The following is a 20352-nucleotide window of genomic DNA, read 5'->3' on the forward strand; positions in this document are numbered from 1 at the left end:
CGCTGCGCACACCCGTTGCGCAATATCGCGCATACGCTTGAGGACGCCTCGGTAGACCTCTCCTAAAGGACAGTTGGTTCCGGCGCAGCTTGTGCGCAGACTGATGCCTGCTTCTACCTGCAAGCCTCTAAACTGGCGCCTGCCCGGATAGGTCTAGGCCCACAGCGCTCCAAAGCGACCTTCCTTGACGACAAGCATGGGCAACAATCGAACGGGGATAGCGTCCCGCTCGATTGTCGCCCCATGCCTCGCCCTGTCCCTTTCCTAGGCCCGGCGGCGCCGCAGCTGGTCGAAATAAACGATGACGATGATCAGGACACCGGTGATAATGCGCTGCCAGAAGGAATTCAGGTTCAGCAGGTTGGCGCCATTGTTGATGGTTGCCAGGATGAAGGCGCCGATCAGCGGGCCGTAGACCGTTCCGACGGCGCCGAACAGGCTGGTTCCACCGATCACCGAAGAGGCGATCGCCTGCAACTCCCAGCCGTCGGCCTGCGTGGCATTGCCGATGGCGATACGCGAGGCAAGAAGAATGCCGACGAACGCCGCACAGGTCCCTGAAAGGATATAGGCGAGATAGATCATCCAGTTGACGTTGACGCCGGACAGACGTGCAGCCTCGCGGTTTGAGCCGACGGCGAAGAGATAGCGCCCCCAGCGGCTCAGATGCAGGAAGATCACGGCCGGGATCGCCACGAGGATCACCATCCAGAACAGGCTCGGGATTCCCAAGAAATCCGAGACAGCGAAATTGGTGAAATCATCATTGACGATATTGATCGTCGAACCGTTGGTAATCAGCAGGCCGATACCGCGAAGCGATGTCAATGTCGCGAGCGTGATGATGAAGGGTGGCAGGCCCATGCGCACGATGCCGAAACCATGGAACGCCCCGATCAGAACCCCGAACAGCAATGTGATCAGGATGGCCGCCCAGACCGGAAACCCGGCCTGCAGCAGCCAGGCGATGATGACGGTGCAGAAGCCGACGATCGCGCCTACGGAAAGGTCGATGCCCGCGGTGATGATGACGAAGGTTTGCCCAAGCGCAAGAATGGCCGTCATAGAGCCCTGACGCATCAGATTGGTGATGTTGAGCGGCGTCCAGAACTTGTCGGTCCAGAGTCCGAGCACGACCCACAGTGCCAGCAACAGCAGGATCAGCGTCAAGCTGAAGAGGATGTTCATCTTGCGCCGGGGCGCAACGGTCGGGCCTTCTGTCGTATTCGCGGCCATTTTTGTTCTCCCTCTTTAGACTTGTTTATTGTTCAGACGCCGATCGCCTCGCCGAGGACTTCTTCATGCGTCGCGGCATGGAAATCATGGCTGGCGACCAGCTGGCCGTGGCGGAAGACGTGCAGACGGTCCGCGAGCTCGTAAACCTCGGGCAGATAGGACGAAATGACGATGATGCCGGCGCCGGCGCGCAGCAGCTTGGCAAATAGCCGATAGATCTCCGCCTTCGTTCCGACATCGACGCCGACTGTCGGCTCATCGAAGATGAAGAGCTTGGCACCGTGGCTCAGCCATTTGCCGATGACCACTTTCTGCTGATTGCCGCCGGACATGGCTGAAACCAGAACCCGCCGGCTCGGTGTCTTGATGCTGAGATCGCGGATCTGCTTGTCGGCATTCGCAGCTTCACTCTTGTTGTTGATGATCGGACCGTGGCTCAGCCGCCGGAACACGGGGAGATTGATGTTGAGCCCGATCGGCAGGTTGAGGCAGAGGCCCTGATCGCGTCGGCTCTCCGGTGCCAGGGCAATACCGAGTTCCATCGCGTCACGCTCGTTGCGGATGTCGACCTTGCGTCCCTGCCAGTAGATTTCGCCTGCAGAAAGCGGCTGGCGACCATAAAGACCCAGCGCGAATTCGCTTCGGCCGGCGCCGATCAGTCCGTAAAGACCGACGATCTCGCCTGCACGGACGCTGAGCGAAACATTCTCGAAGCCGGGGCCGGAAAGGCCGCGGGCATCGAGGATGGTATCGCCGATCGGGATCTCCTCCTTGTGGTAGATCTGCTCGATGGAACGATTGATCATCAGCTTGATCAGCTCGTCCTCGTTGGTTTCGGCGATCGTGCGGGTGCCGACATGCGTGCCGTCACGCAAAACCGAGACGCGATCGGCCAGCTCGAACACCTCTTCCATGCGGTGGCTGATATAGACGATCGTTACGCCTTCGCCCTGCAGACGGCGGATCAGCTTGAACAATTGCGCCGATTCCTGGCGGGTGAGATAGGCAGTCGGCTCGTCGAAAATCAGGAATTGGGTGCCGCGCATCGCGGCTCTTGCCGTTGCCACGAGCTGCTGCTGGCCGATGGTGAGCGAGCTCAGGAGTTCGCCGGCCGGCAGTCCGAAGCCGAGATCATCGAGCACGGTTTGCGCCATCGCCACCATCTGCTTCTTGCGCATCAGGCCGAAACGATTGACTTCATCGCCAAGGAAAAGATTGGCAGCGACGGTCAGATGCGGGCAAAGCACGACTTCCTGATGCACCGCATTGATGCCGCGGGCGATTGCCTCATTCGGCGTTGCGAGCGCAACCGGATGCCCACACCAGAAAATTTCGCCCGCCGTCCTGGTGATGACGCCGGTCAGGAGCTTGATGAGGGTCGATTTGCCCGCACCATTTTCGCCGACGATCGCATGAATCTCTCCAGCCAGAAACGTGACGGTCGCCGGCTTCAGCGCCTCGACGAAGCCATAGCGTTTCTGCAGGCCCTTGAGTTCCAGGATTGGCGAGCCTGGCGGAATGCGGTTTGCTTCCGTCTTGACGGTATCGTCGTGCCGATGGCTGATTTCTTCAAGGCTCGTCATGAGGTCTCCTCCCTCTCGCACCGCCGCGCGACCGCCTCGGAGAAGCGGCCAGACGAAAAGGCCGCGCCCGCTTTGTGCAGGCGCGGCCTCAAGCCTTACTTGACCTTCGGGTTCAACAGCGCGTCGATCTTCGGATCGCTCATGTTCGCCTTGGTGACGAGGTTGGCGCCGGTGTCGACATTGGCCTCGACCTTTTCCTTCTTGGAAGCAGCGAGCGCCGTTTTGATGCCGTCATAACCCATGCGGTAAGGGTCCTGCACCACGAGGCCGGCAAGAACGCCCGACTTCAGGAAGCCGACCGTCTTGTCGTCATTGTCGAAGCCGATGACCTTGATCTTGTCGCCGAGCTTGTTTTCCGCAATCGCTTGGCCCACACCCTGCGCCATGATCAGGTTGGAAGCGAAGACGCCGACCAGCTTCGGATTGGCCGTGATCAAGTCGGTCATGATGTTGAGACCGGTCGTGGCCTGACCGTCCGCATATTTGTCGGCAACGACCTTCAGGCCCGGGTACTTGCTCTTGACCTCTTCCAGGAAGCCCTGACGGCGCTGGTCGAGAGAACCGACGCCCGGCAGGCTGGTGATGATGGCAATCTCACCCTCTTCCTTGCCGGTCATGCCCTTGATTGCGGCCGCAAGACCGTCTGCAGCGATACGGCCGCCCTGGACGTTGTCGGTCGTCAGGAACGAGACGAAGGACTTGGAATCGGCAGCAGAGTCGATACCGACGACCGGCACGGACTTGGCGGCTTCATCCACGGGCTTGCCGAGCGCCTTGAACTCGGTCGGCGAAATGACGACAGCAGCCGGCTTACCGGCAACGGCGTTTTCGAGAATGCTGATCTGACCGTTGATGTCGGATTCCGACTGTGCGCCGAGTTCCGGCACCTTCACACCGAGATCCTTGCCCGCCTGGCGAGCGCCGGCAAGAACGATCTGCCAGTAGAAGGATGTGGTATCCTTGACAATGATCGGAATGGTCACGTCGGCCGCGAAGGACTGCACGGGCATCGCCATCGCTATGATGGCAGCGCCGGCAAGGCCGGTAAAGCTGCGGCGGGATAGAAGTGACTTGGCAATTTTCATCTGCTTCTCCTCTCAACGCGCTCTGTTCTCCTGCACACCCGCCGCTGAACGCTTACGGCTCGGTATCGCAACGCCTTGCGGCATTACGCATCGCGCGGCGGAAAGGCCACCGACGCCAAAACAGGCTTTCCTCCTCTTCGAGGCCGTCTCTCCCGACGGCTCGATAGCTCCCAATCTGCTAGACTCTGACCGCCTCGTCTCCCAATGGAGGCGCGACCACAGTCAAACCTTCGAACTCCGCATAGAGACTGTCGGGAAGCCTTGGCTCCACGAGCTGCATGTTGCGGACAAGACTTTCCGGCTTCGCCGTACCGATCAGTACCGACGCCACGCAAGGGCTGCGCAGCGGGAACTGAAGCGCCGGCTGGGCAAGCGGTACACCGTGCTTGCGGGCGATCTCCTCCATCGCCCCCACCTTGGCCAGAATATCCGGCGTCGCCGGCAGATAGTCGAAATGCGCGCCAGGCACGGGGCCAGTCGCCAGAATACCGGAGTTAAAGACGCCGCCCACGATGAGCGACGTTCCCTTCTTCTCGCAAAGCGGCAGCAGCTCGGCAACGGCCGAACGATCCAGCAGGGTATAGCGGCCTGCAAGCAGAATGCAGTCGATATCAGCCGCGTTCATCACATCCAGGCAGACCGGCACTTCGTTGACGCCGAGACCATAGGCCTTGATCGCGCCGGACGACTTCAGCTCCCCCAGAGCTTTCAATCCCGACCCCAGGAGCTGCCCAAGGTAACGCTCGTTCAAGGCTTTGCCGTGCGTATAGCCGCCGATATCGTGGACATAGAGAATATCGATGCGATTGAGTCCGAGACGGGCATAGCTGAACTCGACTGAGCGCATGATGCCATCATACGAGTAGTCGTAGTCGGCATCGAAGGGCAGAGGATCGACATAGCCGTAATTCGGCACCTTGTCGGTCGGCACCGGGCGCATGAGACGACCGACCTTGGTCGACAGCACGTAACTGTCCTCGGGCTGGTCTCGTAGAAAATCACCAACGCGGCGTTCGCCAAGGCCAAAGCCATACCAGGGCGCAGCGTCGAAATAGCGAATACCGCTGTCCCAGGCGGCCTGGAGGGTTGCCATTGCCTGGTCGCGCGGACAGGCACGATAGAGGCCGCCCAGCGCCGCAGCGCCGAAGCTGATCTCCGTGACCTTGAGGGCCGTCCTGCCGATTGTTCTTATTTGCATCACCTCTCCCTTGTGATGGCTGTCACGCAATTTCCCATGAGCGCATTTCCGGCGCTCTTGTATCCCTATCGGAGCGATCCAAGCGGGCCGCTCCCATTCCTCCTTCGTCATTGGTGGCGGTCAGCTCCCGATAGTCCATCCACCAATTGATTTTGTTTTTTATCTACAATAAACATTTTGGTGTCAACGAGCAAATCGCCTGACGCCTTGGAGGAAGGTGGCCAGTGCGCTCCATCAACACTCCTGCAATTGACTGCCATTCGATCATGGTTCAGACAGCGCCGCCGGTAAAGAGCGGCGACGATACGCGAGGGGGAAATGGCAAGGCAAAACACGCTCTTCAAGGAGGCGTATAATCGCTATGCGGCGCGCCTGAAGCCCGATACCGAGCTGCCAAGCGAGCCGGAAATCGCCGCCGAACTCGGCGTCAGCCGCAGCACGGCGCGCGCGATCCTAATGCGTCTAAATGACGCCGGCATCATTCTCTGGAACAAGCGGCAGAAGACGGTTCTGCGCCGGCCGACGGAGGACGATTTCTTCCCGAAGGAAGAGACCGATTCACTCCATGACATCATCGAACGCAGTTTCATGATGCGCATCATGTCCGATGAAGCACAGCCCGGCATGCAGATCAACGAGCTGGAACTGGCGCGCGAGATCGGCACCGGTACCTCGGTCGTGCGCGAATTCCTCATTCGTTTCAGCCGCTTCGGCCTGATCGAAAAGCGACCAAACAGCCATTGGATCCTCAAGGGCTTCACCAGCGAATTTGCGCTTGAGCTCGCCGACGTGCGCGAAATGTTCGAGCTGCATTCCGCCGCCGAATTCGGCCGCCTGCCCGCCAATCACCGCGCCTGGGAGGATCTCAAAGCGATCGAGCAGGAGCATCACGCCCTGCTCGAGGATTTCGACGCGCATTACCGCGATTTCTCGCGTCTCGATGAAAAGTTTCATCTTCTCATCCATCGCGCCTCAAGGAACCGCTTCATCGCCGATTTCTACGACGTCATCGCCATCATCTTTCACTATCACTACCAGTGGAACAAGACGTTCGCCCGCGAGCGCAATGCCCGCGCCGTGACCGAACACCTCGACTATATCGAGGCCCTGCAATCACGCGACCAGCGAAGGATCGAGGCCGCGTGCCGCCGGCATCTCGCCTCGGCGCGGCAGACGCTGTTACAGTCGATCCCCCAGGGTGCGGGGGAAATTGCCGGCTCGGTCGCCTGACGGCAAGAGCCGGCTGCTCGCTCACCTCGCAGTAAAACTCAAGCTTTGGCTGGCAAAGCGCGGGGACGAGACTTCGAGGTTGATCGTCCCAGACTTGCCCGTCGCCTGCAGCCAGAAGCCCGTGGTTCCACCCTGGAATGCCACCGTTTGCGGTCCGAGGACCTTGCCCGGGCCATCGATCTTGACCGTGATGGCTTCATTGAGAAAAGCCAGACGCGAGCCGGCCTGATCGAGGGCACGCACGATGACACGCACCGTGTCACGCTCACCCGCGCGCAGAGTATCGGCATCGGCTTCCACCTGCAGCGAGGTCGGCAGCGGATTGGCGACCATATGTTGCTGCGCTACCGGCTTGCCATTGATGTAACCGGTGAAATGCACGTCCTCCCACTCCATCCCCCATACGCCGAGTTCGTCCGGTGTGAAGGATCGATGATCGAAAACGACAGGCGGGTGCGGCAAATGCGGGAAAGTTTCCCGGTCCGGGCCGAGACGCTTGGTCAGCGACCCATAGCGCAGTTCGACCTCGTCGCAGTTCGTCAGCACGATCAGCGGCAGCGCGCCGCCGATGTTGCGCTCGCCCCGCGCCCAGATCGTTACCGGCTTCATGACGATCTCTTCGGCGGGCTCGCACTGGCTGGCATAGACATAAGCGGCGAATTTCGGCTCGCGGAACATGTCCATGACGCCGTGGTAGCAGATCCGGTCACCCGAGCCGAAATCGCTATGCGTGTTGTAGTCGAACATGCACCAGCCAATGGCGCCCGATATCGACGGATCACCATAGGCGGCATTCAGGACTTCCAGATGCCGGCGGACATGCTCGGCCTGGCGCTGCTCCTGGTCATAGATTTTCGTCGGATACATATGGCCGCCGAATTCGGTAATCAGATAGGGCACATCCTTGGAGAGACCGGTATTTTCCTGCTGCGGCCTCAGCGGCGTGCGCGGCCGGTTGGCACCCGGCAGTTCCTCGTTGCCGAGGATGAAATCGTTCATCGTATAGACGTCCTCGAGCATTTCGCTCTCGGTGATATAGCGCACCCCGCCCGTCTGGCGCGTCGGATCGAGCTCGCGTGCCAGGCGGTTCGTCTCGGCGTAGAAATCGTGAGAATCCTGGGATTCGTTGATGCGCACGCCCCAGATGACGATCGAGGGATGGTTCCAGTCGCGTTCGATCATCCGACGCACGTTGCGGATCGATTCCTGCTGCCATTCCTTATCGCCGATATGCTGCCAACCGGGGATTTCCTCGAAGACCAAGAGGCCGATACGGTCGCAATGATCGAGGAACCATTTCGATTGCGGATAATGCGAAGTGCGTACGATGTTGCATTTCAGCGTACGCTTCATGATTTCGGCATCACGCTCTTGGGCGGAACGGCCCATCGCATAGCCGACATAGGGGAAGGCCTGATGGCGATTGAGACCGCGCAGCTTCAGCTTTTTGCCATTCAGCAGGAAGCCTTCCGCTGTGAAGCTCGCGGTACGGAAGCCAAAAGTCGCAGCAAGACGGTCCGCGCCGTGCTCGCTCGCAAGCTCCACTTCCGCCGAATAGAGGACGGGGTTGTCGAGCTCCCAAAGCGCAAGACCGGAAAGGCCGCTAAAGCTGAGCTTGACGCTTTCACCTGATGTGTCAGCCTCACCCGAAGCGATGGCTGCTCCGTCGGCAGAGCGCAGAGTAACAGTCACCGTACCCTTGAAAGCGAGATTTTGCGGATTGGAGATGTCGCAGCGCACCGTCGCGGATTTGTGGTCGGAAAGGACATCTGTCGTCTCGATCTTGATGTTGGCGACCGAGACGGGCGCAGCGACCTTCAGCCAGACATCGCGATAGAGTCCGGCATAGGTGAGATAGTCGATCCGACCGCCGAAAGGCGGGATCTCGGGATTCTCGCTGCCATCGATCTTGACCGTGATCAGGTTCTCACCCTTATGCAGGCGACCAGTCAGCCGCGCCTCGAACGGCGTGTAGCCATCCTTGTGGGCAACGATTTCCTCGCCGTTCAGATAGACGACGGCATCGGCCATGGCCGCATCGAAGATCAGCGATACCTCACGGCCTGCGAAGCTTTCATCCCAATTGACGATTTTCTGATAGGTGAAGGCGCGCTGATAGGATTTCTCGTCGAAATAATTGAAGGGCAGTTCGACGGCCGTATGCGGCAGAGTGACCTGCTGTCCATCCTGCGGGCGGCCGGCATCTCCGGGCGAAAACCCTTCATGAAACGTCCAGGATTCATTGAAGGCGACAACAGAACGCATATTCAATCCTATCGATTAAGCCCGTCGCATCGGATGACGAACAGATGTTGCTGGGAAGTCAGACGCGCGGCGAGGCAGGCGGGACGCCGCGGGGCGATATCTATACAGGCTCGCCGCCGTTGCGCAATGCGACCGGTTGGCGGATTTCCATTTTCAAGACAGGCAAGCGATAGCAAGAATGCCGACCTATCACGGTTCTATCGGCTCCGTGCATTCTTCGTCTCCTCGACCGGGCTGCGCACCGCGGCATACATGCCCGTCGTGCGGAACTCCGTCGGATTGATGCCGTAGATGCGGCGAAACACCTTGGAGAAATAATTGGCATCGTCGAAGCCCGACATGATCGCGACTTCCTTGACCGGAATGAAGGCAGCCTTCGTCAGCAGCTTCGCCGCGCGCTGCATGCGCTGCTGCAACACGAACTCGGCCGGCGGCACGCCTTCGCTCTCGGCGAAGACGCGCGAAAAATGCGCGCGGCTGAGGCCGCCAACTTTCGCAAGCTCTTCGACCGGCAGCGGCTTGTCGAGATTGGCATTGATGTAGTCGATGACGATCTGCATGACGGATCGGTCGGCGGCAAAGGCATGCGAGCCGAAGACGTCGTCATAGAGCGCCATGGCCGCCTCATAGGCGATGGCCGAAGCCGAAGCCGGCGTCGTGGCGCCCTTGACGAGCCGAAGGCTGCAATCGGCAAGATGATCGATCGTCGCCTGCTGCAGCTTCAACACAGGACCGGCGGCAGCGAGTATCAGGCGATGGATGCGCAGTGCTTCCTCACCGTTCATGGAAATCCAGAAATATTCCCAGCGCTCCCCCTTCTCCAGCCAATAGCGGTGATTATGCGGCACGAGAACGAGCAGCGTGTCGCCGGCATTGACGCGATAATTGCGGCTTTCATAGCGCAGGCGCCCGGTGCCGCTGATCGTGTGCTGCAGCACGGTGAATGGCGTCAGGCCGCGCCGCCGTCCATCCCAATCATAGGGTTCGTCATAGCGCACTTCATATCCCGCACTGGTCGGCATGGCGTGCAATCGGTGGCGTCCACGCGGCAGCGAAACCGTCCGCATGACCTGTCCGTTGTCGATCAATTCTTGCAGCACAAAATTACCCTCAAAAGCATAATAGTTCTCTGTTCGCTTCGGCGATTATAGGCATAATCCCGCCAGAAAACAGCGCATGCTCGCCGGCGAGGAACGGCGATCGGAGGGAAAATCTCGATTTCGGCCTGTTCCGCAATCGATGCGACACTGGACGAAAATGCCGTCGATTTCCCTGCCGCTGCTTGTTCGATCGACTTGAAGGTGAGGATCATGAGTTTCAAAATCGCTATCATCGGCGCCGGCAGCGTCGGCTTCACGAAAAAGCTGTTCACCGACATTCTCTGCGTGCCGGAATTCCGCGACGTCGAATTCGCGCTGACCGATGTGAGTGAGCACAATCTGACGATGATCAAGGCGATCCTCGACCGGATCGTCGAAGCCAACAAGCTTCCGACACGCGTCACCGCCAGCACGGATCGCCGCAAGGCACTGGAGGGCGCCCGCTATGTCATCAGCTGCGTGCGGGTCGGTGGTTTGGAGGCTTACGCCGAAGATATCCGCATTCCGCTGAAATACGGCATCGACCAGTGCGTCGGCGATACGATCTGCGCCGGCGGCATTCTCTACGGCCAGCGCAACATTCCGGTCATTCTCGATTTCTGCAAGGATATCCGTGAAGTCGCCGAGAGCGGCGCCAAATTCCTGAACTATGCCAACCCGATGGCGATGAACACCTGGGCGGCCATCGAATACGGCAAGGTCGATACGATCGGCCTCTGCCACGGCGTCCAGCACGGCGCCGAACAGATCGCCGAGGTGCTCGGCGCCAAGGACAAGCGCGAACTCGACTATATCTGCTCCGGTATCAACCACCAGACCTGGTTCGTCGACCTGCGCCTCAACGGCCGCAAGATCGGCAGGGACGAGCTGATCGCGGCCTTCGAGGCGCATCCGGTCTATTCGCAGCAGGAAAAGCTGCGTATCGACGTCCTCAAGCGTTTCGGCGTCTATTCGACTGAGAGCAACGGTCACCTGTCGGAATACCTGCCCTGGTACCGCAAGCGCCCGGACGAGATCAACAAATGGATCGACATGTCGGACTGGATCCATGGCGAGACCGGCGGCTATCTTCGCCACTCCACCGAGACGCGCAACTGGTTCGAGACGGAATTCCAGCAGATCCTCGACAGCGCGTCGCAACCGATCGATCCCGCACGCCGCTCCAACGAGCACGCCAGCCATATTCTCGAAGCGCTGGAAACCAACCGCGTCTATCGCGGCCATTTCAACGTCAAGAACAATGGCGTCATCACCAATCTGCCAAGCGACGCGATCATTGAATCCCCAGGCTTCGTCGACCGCTTCGGCATCAACATGGTGGCGGGTATCACATTGCCAGAGGCATGCGCCGCCACCTGCATTTCCTCGATCAACGTGCAGCGCATGTCGGTCCATGCCGCCATCAGCGGCGACATCGATCTCTTGAAGCTCGCTGTATTGCACGACCCGCTGGTGGGCGCCGTCGCCACGCCGGAGGAGGTGTGGCAGATGGTCGATGAAATGGTCGTCGCGGAAGCGCGTTGGCTGCCGCAATATGCCCATGCGGTTGATGGCGCAAAGGAGCGCCTGTCGCGCGGCGAGGTCAAGACACGCGACTGGAAGGGCGCGGCGAGCCGCAACGTTCGCTCGATCGAGGAGTTGCGCGCAGAGAAAGCAGCCTTGAAACAGGCTGGCTGACGAGCAGGCAGGCCGGAAGGTGGGGGTTGAAGCGGGATCTTAAGGGGATGTCCCGCTTCAACCAGCCATCTTTCGTTTCAAAGGAGGAACGCGAGGTCTCGAACGGAACGCTCGCGATTTAGGGAGAGAGAAAAGATGAGACATTTTCGACCGATCGGCCTTTTGGCTGCGTTGACGATTGCCACATCCGCAATCGCGATCAGCGCCCATGCGGCCGACCCGACTGTGCCGCCCGTTCCACCGGTCTTTCCGGCGGAAGGAAAAATCAAATATGTCGAGCGCAACTCCATTCTGGAGTTCAAGGCGCTGCCGGAATATCACGAGCCTGCCTGGGTGACGGAGAAGTTCGTCAAGACCGGCAAACTGCCGCCCGTCAAGGATCGCCTACCGAAAGAGCCGCTCGTGTTCAAAACTGGCAACATGCCCGACGGCATCGGTGTCTATGGCGACACGCTGCGCCATGTCATCGGCGGCCGGCCGGAAGGCTGGAACTACGGCGCCGGCCAGACGCAGGGCTGGGGCGGCATCGACATCGGCCTTTCGGAGTGCCTGACGCGCACGGCTCCCCTCTTCCAGGTGGAAGCCAAGGACACCGAACCGCTGCCGAACCTCGCCAAGAGCTGGGAATGGTCTCCGGACGGTCATAAGCTCACCATGCACCTGATCGAAGGTGCAAAATGGTCCGACGGCGCGCCCTTCAACGCCGATGACATCATGTTCTACTGGGATGACGAGGTCATCGATCCGAACGTCTCGCCGCTTGGCGGCGGTGCATCTCCGGAAGCTTTCGGCGAAGGAACAACTCTCAAGAAGATCGACGATTACACAATCGAATGGACCTTCAAGGACGCCTTCCCGAAACAATATCTCTACACGATGGCCTATCCCAATTTCTGCCCAGGCCCGTCGCATCTTTTGAAGCCGCAGCACCCGAAATATTCCAAGAACACCTACGACCAGTTCAAGAACGCCTTCCCGCCGGAATATATGAACATGCCGGTCATGGGTGCCTGGGTCCCGGTCGAATACCGTTCCGACGATATCATCGTCATGCGCCGCAATCCCTATTACTGGAAGGTCGACGAAAAGGGCAACCAACTGCCTTACCTCAACGAGCTGCATTACAAGCTCTCGACCTGGGCAGACCGCGACGTACAGGCAGTTGCCGGCTCCGGCGACCTGTCGAACCTCGAGCAGCCGGAAAACTTCGTCGCCTCTCTGAAGCGCGCCGCACAGCCCGATGCTCCTGCCCGTCTCGCCTTCGGTCCCCGCCTCATCGGCTATAATTTGCAGATGAATTTCTCTGCCAATGGCTGGGGCAGTCCGGACGAGCGTGCACAAGCGGTGCGCGAGTTGAACCGCAACGAGGATTTCCGCAAGGCCGTCACCATGGCGCTCGATCGCAAGGCGCTCGGCGAGTCGCTGGTCAAGGGACCGTTCACCGCGATCTATCCGGGCGGCCTATCCTCCGGCAGCAGCTTCTATGATCGCAATTCCACGGTTTATTACCCGTTCGATCTCGCGGCAGCAAAGGCCGAGCTTGCAAAAGCCGGCCTGAAGGACACGGACGGCGACGGCATCGTCAACTTCCCGGCCGGCGTCAACGGCGGCAAGGATGTCGAGATCACGCTTCTGGTCAGCAGCGACTACACCACCGACAAGAGCCTTGCCGAGGGCGTCGTCAGCCAGATGGAAAAACTCGGGCTTCGAGTGATCATAAACTCGCTCGTTGGTCCGAAGCGCGACGATGCCAATTATAGCGGCCGTTTCGACTGGATGGTCCGCCGCAACAGCACCGAGCTTGCCTCGGTCGTGCAGAATACCGAACAGCTTGCACCGGTCGGCCCCCGCACCAGCTGGAACCACCGCGCCCCGGAAAGCGGTCAGCTGGACCTGATGCCCTTCGAAAAAGACATGGTCGATGTCGTCAACAAGTTCATCACGTCGAAAGATAACGACGAGCGCGTGGCCTTGATGAAGCAGTTCCAGAAGATCTCGACCGGGCATCTCTACAATATCGGCCTGACCGAATATCCAGGCGCTCTCATCATCAACAAGCGCTTCTCCAACGTTCCTCCGGGCACGCCGATCTTCCTGTTCAACTGGGCAGAAGATTCGATCATCCGCGAGCGGCTCTGGGTGGCGGCAGACAAACAGGGCAAATACGAGCTGTTCCCAGAGGAACTGCCGGGTGCCCCAGGCAGAGCCGGCCCGATCAAATAAGGTTCCAACCAACCCCATGGCAGCCTGTATGATGCAGGCTGCCATGGGACCTGAAACATCCAGCGATCAGCTATCGCCGGGTTAAATGAAGCGCTGGCGATGTCGTTCCTGGAGAATGGGACAGTCGACAGCATCAAGAGAAGCGAACCGTCCCATGTTACGATTCCTGCTCGTTCGCATAGCCTCCGCCATTCCCGTGCTCCTGATCCTGAGCGTGGTGACGTTTGCCATCATCCAGGCGCCGCCGGGCGATTATGCCGATTATATCCGCTCGCAACTGATGAACCAGGGCGGCGCGTCCTTCGAACAGGCCGACGCCCAGGCGCAGGCCTATCGCAAGGAACATGGCTTGGACAAGCCGATGATCGTCCAGTATTTCAACTGGATCGGTGGCATCGTCACCAAGGGCGATTTCGGCTACAGCATGGTCTACAACAAGCCGGTGGCCGATGTCGTCGGGGAGCGCCTGCCGCGAACACTAACCTTGGCGCTCGTGTGCCACATCCTGGCTTCCATTCTCGGCATCGGTTTCGGCATCTGGGCCGCAACGCGGCAATATAGCTGGATCGACAATCTGCTTGCCGGCATCTCCTTCCTCGGCATGACGGTGCCGCGCTTTCTGATGGCGCTGATCATCGTCTATCTCCTCGTCTTCCAGCTCAACGTCTCGGAGATCGGCAGCTTCTTCTCGCCGCAATATGGCGGTGCGCCCTGGTCCTGGGCCAAATTAGTCGATCTCGTCAAGCATGTCTGGCCGGTCGTCGCGATCGCCACGTTCGGCGGCCTCGCCTACAACATGCGCATCATGCGCGGCAATCTGCTCGATACGCTGAATGCCCAATATGTGGAAACGGCGCGAGCTAAGGGCCTTTCCGGCGGCGCCGTCGTTATGCGCCATGCCGTGCCGAATGCGCTGCATCCTCTGATCATGTATCAGGGCGTGGTTCTGCCCTATATGCTGACGGGCGAAATCGAGACCGCGATCATCTTCACGCTGCCGACCGTCGGGCCGGCGATCGTCGGCTCGATGGCTGTCGGCGACGTCTACGTGACCGCAACCTTCATGATGGTGCTTTCGGCAACCCTCATCGTCGGCAATATCATCGCCGACGTGTTGCTTGCCCTGCTCGATCCACGTGTGCGTCAACAGGGAGGAATCCACTGATGCTCGCCTTCAGCAACTCCCCGCCGCCGCCCGAAGAGAAAATCAAGCAGAAGAGCGGCAATGAGAGCTACCTCGCCCTGGTCTGGCGTCGCCTGAAGCGCTCCTGGACCGGCATGGGCGGCCTTACTCTCGTCGTCCTGCTGCTGCTGATGGCGATCTTCGCCGAATTCATCGCACCGCTCGACCCCAAGGCGACCGACACCGGCTTCGCGCCGCCGCAGGTCATCAGCTTTCACGACAAGGACGGCAATTTCGTCCTCCAGCCTCGGGTCTACGCGCTTGCCGAGACCAGCGATCTCGATCCGGTCACGTTCCAACCGATCGTCGGACCGGATTACGATCACCCTCGCCTGCTTGGTCTCTTCGTCAAGGGTGACCCCTATCATCTCTTTGGCCTGATCCCCGGTGACCGGCATCTCTTCGGCGCCACCGACGGCGGCCCCGTTCATTTCCTCGGCACGGACAAATTCGGCCGGGATGTGCTGTCGCGCGCCATTTACGGTTCGCGCATCTCCTTGATGATCGCCTTGACGGTGGTCGCCATCGTCACCGTCGTCGGCACTGCGGTCGGCATGATATCTGGCTATTTCGGCGGCACGCTCGATGCCTGGATCCAGCGTTTCGTCGAAGTGGTACTGGCTTTCCCGCAACTGCCGCTCTACCTGGCACTGACCTCGCTGATCCCTGTGACGGCTCCGACCAACGTCTTCCTCGCCTTCGTCATCGTCGTCATGTCGGCGCTCGGCTGGGCGCAGATGTCGCGCGAGGTGCGCGGCAAGACGCTGGCTCTGGCGCGGATCGATTATGTCCGGGCGGCCATGGCGGTCGGCGCGACCGACCGGCGCATCATCCTGCAGCATATTTTCCCGAACGTCATGAGCCACGTCATCGTGACGGTCACGCTCGCGATCCCGAGCGTCGTGCTGCTGGAATCCTTCCTCGGCTTCCTCGGCTTTGCCGTCAAACCGCCGCTGATCTCCTGGGGTCTGATGCTGCAGGATACGTCGACCTATTCGGTCATCGGCTCCTATCCCTGGATCCTTACGCCCGTCGCCTTCGTTCTCGTCACCGTCTTCGCCTTCAACGCCCTTGGCGACGGCCTGCGCGACGCGATCGATCCCTATTGAGAGGAGAACGGATATGGCTCTTGCACTCGTCAATTCCTTCGCTCCCGACAGGCGGCTCGATGCTGCGAACAAGACAGCCGCACCTGTCATCGACGCCCGCAATATTGCCGTCAAGTTCAAGGTCGAGGACGGCATGGTCGATGCCGTCAAGGACATCACCTTCCAGCTTTATCGCGGCGAAACCATCGCCATCGTCGGCGAATCCGGCTCGGGAAAATCGGTGACCGCCCGCACGGTGATGGGCCTGCTGACCAAACGCGCCGTCGTCTCCGACAAGTCCGCCGTTCATTACGACGGCAAGAACGTGCTGAAATTCTCGGAGCGGGCGCGTCGGCAATTGCGTGGCGACCGCATCTCCATGATCTTCCAGGAGCCGATGAGCTCGCTCAATCCGATCTACACTATCGGCAGCCAGATCGTCGAAGCGATACGGGTCCATCGCAAGGTCAGCCGCCGCGACGCGGAGAAGCGCGCGCTCGATCTCCTGAAGCAGGTTCAGATTCCCGATCCGGAAGCGCGACTGAAACAATATCCGCACCAGCTCTCCGGTGGCCAGCGCCAGCGCGTGATGATCGCCATGGCGCTCGCCAACGACCCGGACGTATTGATTGCCGACGAACCGACGACAGCGCTCGACGTCACGGTGCAGGCGCAGATCCTGAACCTTATCCGCAACCTGCAAAAGCAGCTCGGCATGGCCGTGATCCTGATCACTCACGACCTGACGGTCGTGCGCCAGTTCTCCGACTACGTCTATGTGATGCAGCATGGCGAGATGCGCGAGCACAATACGACGGAGGCGCTCTTTGCGCGCCCGCAGCATCCCTATACGCAGCACCTACTGACCTCGGAGCCACGCGGACAGGCAAAGCCGCTGCCGCCGAACTGCGACACGATTCTCGAAGGCAAGTCCGTCAAGGTGGCGTTCATGCTGCGGCACGGCAGCTTCTTCAAACCCGACATGCGCGAACTCGTCGCCGTCGACAGCCTCAATATCGAGCTGCGCCGCCACGAGACGCTCGGGCTTGTCGGTGAATCCGGCTCGGGCAAGACCACCTTCGGTCAGGCGCTACTGCGGCTGATCGATGCCGATGGCGGCGAGATTTTCTTCGACGGGCAGCCGATCCATGGCCGGTCTCGCGCCGAGATGCGGCCGTTGCGCTCGCGCATGCAGATCGTCTTTCAGGATCCTTTTTCGTCGCTCAATCCGCGCATGACCATCGGCCAGATCATTTGCGAGGGGCTGATTGTCAACAATCTCGGTTCCAACAAGGCGGAGCGCCTGGAGCGCGTCAAGGAGGCACTGGTCAGTGCCGGCATGCCGGCCAACATTCTCTCGCGCTTCCCGCATGAATTTTCCGGCGGCCAGCGCCAGCGTATCGCCATTGCCCGCGCCATCGCGCTCGAGCCAGAATTCATTCTGCTCGACGAGCCGACCTCCGCACTCGATCTTTCCGTTCAGGCCCAGATCATCGACCTCCTGCGCAAGCTGCAGGATGAAAAAGGCCTGAGCTACCTTTTCATTTCCCACGACCTCAAGGTCGTCCGCGCCCTTTGCCATCGCGTCATCGTCATGCAGCATGGCAAGATCATGGAGCAAGGGCCGGTCGAAGAGGTTCTGTCCCATCCCAAGACCGCTTACACAGAACGCCTTGTCAGAGCGGCGTTCGAAGTAGCTTCGTAGCATCCCAGGAGATTTTGACATGACAGGTACTCCCAAGATCACCTTCATCGGCGCCGGCTCGACCGTCTTCATGAAGAATATCATCGGCGATGTCTTGCAGCGGCCCGCCCTTGCGGACGCCCGGATCGCGCTGATGGACATCAATCCGCAGCGGCTGGACGAAAGTGCTATTGTTGCCCGCAAGCTGGCCTCGACGCTGGGCACCTCCGCGACGGTCGAAACCTTTACCGATCAGCGCAAGGCGCTCGACGGTGCGCATTTCGTCGTCGTCGCTTTTCAGATCGGCGGCTACGAGCCCTGCACCGTCACCGATTTCGAAGTGCCGAAGAAATATGGCCTGCGCCAGACGATCGCCGACACGCTCGGCGTCGGCGGCATCATGCGCGGCCTGCGCACGGTTCCGCATCTCTGGAAGATTTGCGAAGACATGCTCGCCGTTTGCCCGAACGCGATCATGCTGCAATATGTGAACCCGATGGCCATCAATACCTGGGCGATCGGGGAGAAGTACCCAACGATCAAGCAGGTCGGTCTTTGCCATTCGGTGCAGGGCACGGCCATGGAACTGGCGCACGATCTCGACATTCCCTACAACGAGATCCGCTACCGCTCGGCCGGCATCAACCACATGGCCTTCTATCTCGAATTCGAGCATCGTCAGCCGGATGGTTCCTATCGTAATCTCTATCCGGATCTCGTTCGCGCCTATCGCGAAGGACGCGCGCCGAAGCCCGGCTGGAACCCGCGCTGCCCGAACAAGGTGCGCTATGAAATGCTGACCCGCCTCGGCTATTTCGTCACCGAAAGCTCCGAGCATTTCGCCGAATACACCCCCTACTTCATCAAGGAGGGCCGCGAGGATCTGATCGAGAAGTTCGGCATTCCGCTCGACGAATATCCGAAACGCTGCATCGAGCAGGTGGCGCGCTGGAAGAACCAGGCTGAGGAATACCGCACGGCGGAAAAGATCGAGGTCAAGCAGTCGAAGGAATATGCCTCCTCGATCATCAATTCGGTCTGGACCGGCGAACCCTCCGTCATCTACGGCAATGTCCGCAACAATGGCTGCATCACCTCGCTGCCTTATAATTGCGCGGCGGAAGTCGCCTGCCTCGTCGATGCCTCCGGCATCCAGCCGACCTATGTCGGCGATCTGCCGCCGCAGCTGACGGCGCTCATCCGCACGAACATCAACGTGCAGGAGCTGACCGTGAAAGCTCTGATGACCGAAAATCGCGAGCACATCTACCATGCCGCGATGATGGATCCGCACACGGCAGCCGAACTCGATCTCGACCAAATCTGGTCGCTGGTCGACGAGCTGTTGGCAGCCCACGGCGACTGGCTGCCGGAATGGGCGCGCGGCAATCGCAAGGTTCAGGCCGCGTAAAGCCACTCTCTCCCGGCTTGCGGCCCAAAAGGCCTCGCGGTGGCGCCGCGGGGCCTTACATTTTTAGCTTCCAGGAAAAGATGAAAATTCAAAATGCAGCGAATGATGCCGTCATAACAGATGGCAAAGCGGGATCGACTGCGCTAGAAACGCTCGCAGTTTGGAGGAGACGAACGACATGGCCAGCTCGAACACATTCACCACCGGAACATTCGTCGGCCGCATCTGGCGCCCGGATGTGCAAGGCCCCGCTCTCGTCACCCTTCGCGACGGCACGCTCTATGATATCACCTCGAAGGAAACGCCGACCATGCGCGACCTTCTGGAAAAAGATGATCCGGTGGCTTTCATTCGCACCCAGAAAGGCGAAGCCATCGCCAAACTCGATGATCTGCTGGCCGCCAAGGCCGACCACTCGGCCATCCACCTTCTCGCCCCCATCGACCTGCAGGCGATCAAGGCCTGTGGCGTCACCTTTGCCCGTTCGATGCTGGAGCGCGTCATCGAGGAGCGCGCAGCCGGCAATCCGGACCTAGCCGAAGCGATCCGCCGCAAGGTGACCGCACTGATCGGCGACAGCCTGCGCAACTTGAAGGCCGGTTCAGCGGAAGCGGCCAAGGTCAAGGCAGCGCTGATCGAAGAAGGCGTCTGGTCGCAATATCTCGAAGTGGGCATCGGACCGGACGCGGAAGTCTTTTCCAAATCGCAGATAATGTCGTCTGTGGGACAAGGCGCCGATGTCGGCCTGCATCCGATCTCCAAGTGGAACAATCCCGAGCCGGAAATCGTGCTGGCGGTCGACAGCCAGGGCCGGGTCAAGGGCGCCACCCTCGGCAACGACGTCAACCTGCGCGACGTGGAAGGCCGATCCGCCCTGCTCCTTGGCAAGGCCAAGGACAACAACGCCTCCTGCTCGATCGGGCCGTTCATCCGTCTGTTCGACGAGACCTATAATCTTGATGACGTGCGCAACGCCGATCTCGACCTCAAAGTCGAAGGTGAGGACGGTTATGTGCTGCACGGCCGCTCGTCGATGAAGGAAATCAGCCGCGATCCGCTCGATCTCGTCTCCCAGACCATCGGCCGCCATCATCAATATCCCGACGGCTTCGTGCTATTCATGGGAACGCTTTTCGCCCCCGTCGAAGATCGCGACACGCCCGGCCAAGGCTTCACCCACAAGGTCGGCGACATCGTCACCATCTCGAACGACAAGCTGGGGGCGCTGAAGAACCGCGTGCTGCTATCGACCGAATGCGCGCCATGGACATTCGGAACTTCGCATCTGATGCGCAATCTCGCACGCCGCAGCTTGATTTGAAACATCAATTACCGGGCGCGAAACTGGAAAGGCCAGTTTCGCGTTCAACTCGACGGTTTTGATGGACG

14 protein-coding genes are annotated in these 20352 nt (G+C 60.0%); 8 read left to right on the plus strand and 6 right to left on the minus strand.

Features of this window, described 5'->3' with window-relative positions; genetic code table 11:
* Positions 1-264: 264 nt before the first annotated feature.
* From JJQ51_RS12090 to JJQ51_RS12105, 4 genes are all read right to left on the minus strand, one after another.
* Entirely contained in the window at positions 265-1236 is a 972-nt protein-coding gene (locus JJQ51_RS12090) for an ABC transporter permease (RefSeq protein ID WP_069610314.1), read from the minus strand.
* Between the two features lie 32 nt (positions 1237-1268).
* A complete protein-coding gene (locus tag JJQ51_RS12095) occupies positions 1269-2819 on the minus strand; it encodes a sugar ABC transporter ATP-binding protein (protein ID WP_113350610.1) in 1551 nt (516 codons plus the stop codon).
* Between the two features lie 95 nt (positions 2820-2914).
* Positions 2915-3904: an ABC transporter substrate-binding protein gene (locus JJQ51_RS12100; protein ID WP_113350611.1), complete on the minus strand. Its 990-nt coding sequence runs from the start codon at positions 3902-3904 to the stop codon at positions 2915-2917.
* Between the two features lie 178 nt (positions 3905-4082).
* Complete coding sequence (locus tag JJQ51_RS12105; protein ID WP_113350612.1) at positions 4083-5102, minus strand: aldo/keto reductase; 1020 nt, start codon at positions 5100-5102, stop codon at positions 4083-4085.
* A gap of 318 nt (positions 5103-5420) precedes the next feature.
* On the opposite strand from JJQ51_RS12105, the gene JJQ51_RS12110 reads away from it, so the two are divergent.
* Positions 5421-6332, plus strand: a complete 912-nt coding sequence (locus JJQ51_RS12110; RefSeq protein ID WP_113350613.1) for a GntR family transcriptional regulator — start codon at positions 5421-5423, stop codon at positions 6330-6332.
* Positions 6333-6353: 21 nt separating this feature from the next.
* Here the strand turns inward: JJQ51_RS12110 and JJQ51_RS12115 are convergent, their stop codons facing one another.
* Entirely contained in the window at positions 6354-8597 is a 2244-nt protein-coding gene (locus JJQ51_RS12115) for a glycoside hydrolase family 2 protein (protein ID WP_113350614.1), read from the minus strand.
* A gap of 197 nt (positions 8598-8794) precedes the next feature.
* The gene (locus JJQ51_RS12120) at positions 8795-9697 is read right to left on the minus strand and encodes an AraC family transcriptional regulator (RefSeq protein ID WP_113350615.1); all 903 of its coding nucleotides are present in this window, start codon (positions 9695-9697) and stop codon (positions 8795-8797) included.
* Between the two features lie 210 nt (positions 9698-9907).
* Between JJQ51_RS12120 and JJQ51_RS12125 the strand changes: the two genes are divergently transcribed.
* The 7 genes from JJQ51_RS12125 to JJQ51_RS12155 all read left to right on the plus strand — a co-directional run bounded on the left by JJQ51_RS12125 (position 9908) and on the right by JJQ51_RS12155 (position 20284).
* Positions 9908-11374: an alpha-glucosidase/alpha-galactosidase gene (locus JJQ51_RS12125; protein ID WP_145318863.1), complete on the plus strand. Its 1467-nt coding sequence runs from the start codon at positions 9908-9910 to the stop codon at positions 11372-11374.
* Positions 11375-11509: 135 nt separating this feature from the next.
* Positions 11510-13597 (plus strand): ABC transporter substrate-binding protein, encoded by a 2088-nt coding sequence (locus JJQ51_RS12130; protein ID WP_269244759.1) that lies wholly within the window; start codon positions 11510-11512, stop codon positions 13595-13597.
* A 154-nt stretch (positions 13598-13751) separates the two neighbouring features.
* The gene (locus JJQ51_RS12135; protein ID WP_269244760.1) at positions 13752-14762 is read left to right on the plus strand and encodes an ABC transporter permease; all 1011 of its coding nucleotides are present in this window, start codon (positions 13752-13754) and stop codon (positions 14760-14762) included.
* Positions 14762-15889: an ABC transporter permease gene (locus JJQ51_RS12140; RefSeq protein WP_113350620.1), complete on the plus strand. Its 1128-nt coding sequence runs from the start codon at positions 14762-14764 to the stop codon at positions 15887-15889. The genes JJQ51_RS12135 and JJQ51_RS12140 overlap by 1 nt, the downstream gene beginning before the upstream one ends.
* 13 nt (positions 15890-15902) lie before the next feature.
* Positions 15903-17573, plus strand: coding sequence for an ABC transporter ATP-binding protein (locus JJQ51_RS12145; RefSeq protein ID WP_145633960.1), 1671 nt, complete (start codon positions 15903-15905; stop codon positions 17571-17573).
* Between the two features lie 19 nt (positions 17574-17592).
* Positions 17593-18963, plus strand: coding sequence for an alpha-glucosidase/alpha-galactosidase (locus JJQ51_RS12150; protein ID WP_145318878.1), 1371 nt, complete (start codon positions 17593-17595; stop codon positions 18961-18963).
* A gap of 178 nt (positions 18964-19141) precedes the next feature.
* A complete protein-coding gene (locus tag JJQ51_RS12155; RefSeq protein ID WP_269244761.1) occupies positions 19142-20284 on the plus strand; it encodes a fumarylacetoacetate hydrolase family protein in 1143 nt (380 codons plus the stop codon).
* The last annotated feature ends 68 nt before the right edge of the window (positions 20285-20352 follow it).

Source organism: Rhizobium sp. AG207R (assembly GCF_027109195.1).
GTDB classification, from domain to species: Bacteria; Pseudomonadota; Alphaproteobacteria; order Rhizobiales; family Rhizobiaceae; genus Rhizobium; species Rhizobium dioscoreae.

Coding starts and splice junctions, on each gene's coding strand:
- JJQ51_RS12125 (WP_145318863.1), top strand. CDS start 9,908: ATGAGTTTCAAAATCGCTATCATCGGCGCCGGCAGCGTCGGCTTCACG.
- JJQ51_RS12100 (WP_113350611.1), bottom strand. CDS start 3,904: ATGAAAATTGCCAAGTCACTTCTATCCCGCCGCAGCTTTACCGGCCTT.
- JJQ51_RS12110 (WP_113350613.1), top strand. CDS start 5,421: ATGGCAAGGCAAAACACGCTCTTCAAGGAGGCGTATAATCGCTATGCG.
- JJQ51_RS12155 (WP_269244761.1), top strand. CDS start 19,142: ATGGCCAGCTCGAACACATTCACCACCGGAACATTCGTCGGCCGCATC.
- JJQ51_RS12115 (WP_113350614.1), bottom strand. CDS start 8,597: ATGCGTTCTGTTGTCGCCTTCAATGAATCCTGGACGTTTCATGAAGGG.
- JJQ51_RS12150 (WP_145318878.1), top strand. CDS start 17,593: ATGACAGGTACTCCCAAGATCACCTTCATCGGCGCCGGCTCGACCGTC.
- JJQ51_RS12135 (WP_269244760.1), top strand. CDS start 13,752: ATGTTACGATTCCTGCTCGTTCGCATAGCCTCCGCCATTCCCGTGCTC.
- JJQ51_RS12145 (WP_145633960.1), top strand. CDS start 15,903: ATGGCTCTTGCACTCGTCAATTCCTTCGCTCCCGACAGGCGGCTCGAT.
- JJQ51_RS12140 (WP_113350620.1), top strand. CDS start 14,762: ATGCTCGCCTTCAGCAACTCCCCGCCGCCGCCCGAAGAGAAAATCAAG.
- JJQ51_RS12095 (WP_113350610.1), bottom strand. CDS start 2,819: ATGACGAGCCTTGAAGAAATCAGCCATCGGCACGACGATACCGTCAAG.
- JJQ51_RS12130 (WP_269244759.1), top strand. CDS start 11,510: ATGAGACATTTTCGACCGATCGGCCTTTTGGCTGCGTTGACGATTGCC.
- JJQ51_RS12090 (WP_069610314.1), bottom strand. CDS start 1,236: ATGGCCGCGAATACGACAGAAGGCCCGACCGTTGCGCCCCGGCGCAAG.
- JJQ51_RS12105 (WP_113350612.1), bottom strand. CDS start 5,102: ATGCAAATAAGAACAATCGGCAGGACGGCCCTCAAGGTCACGGAGATC.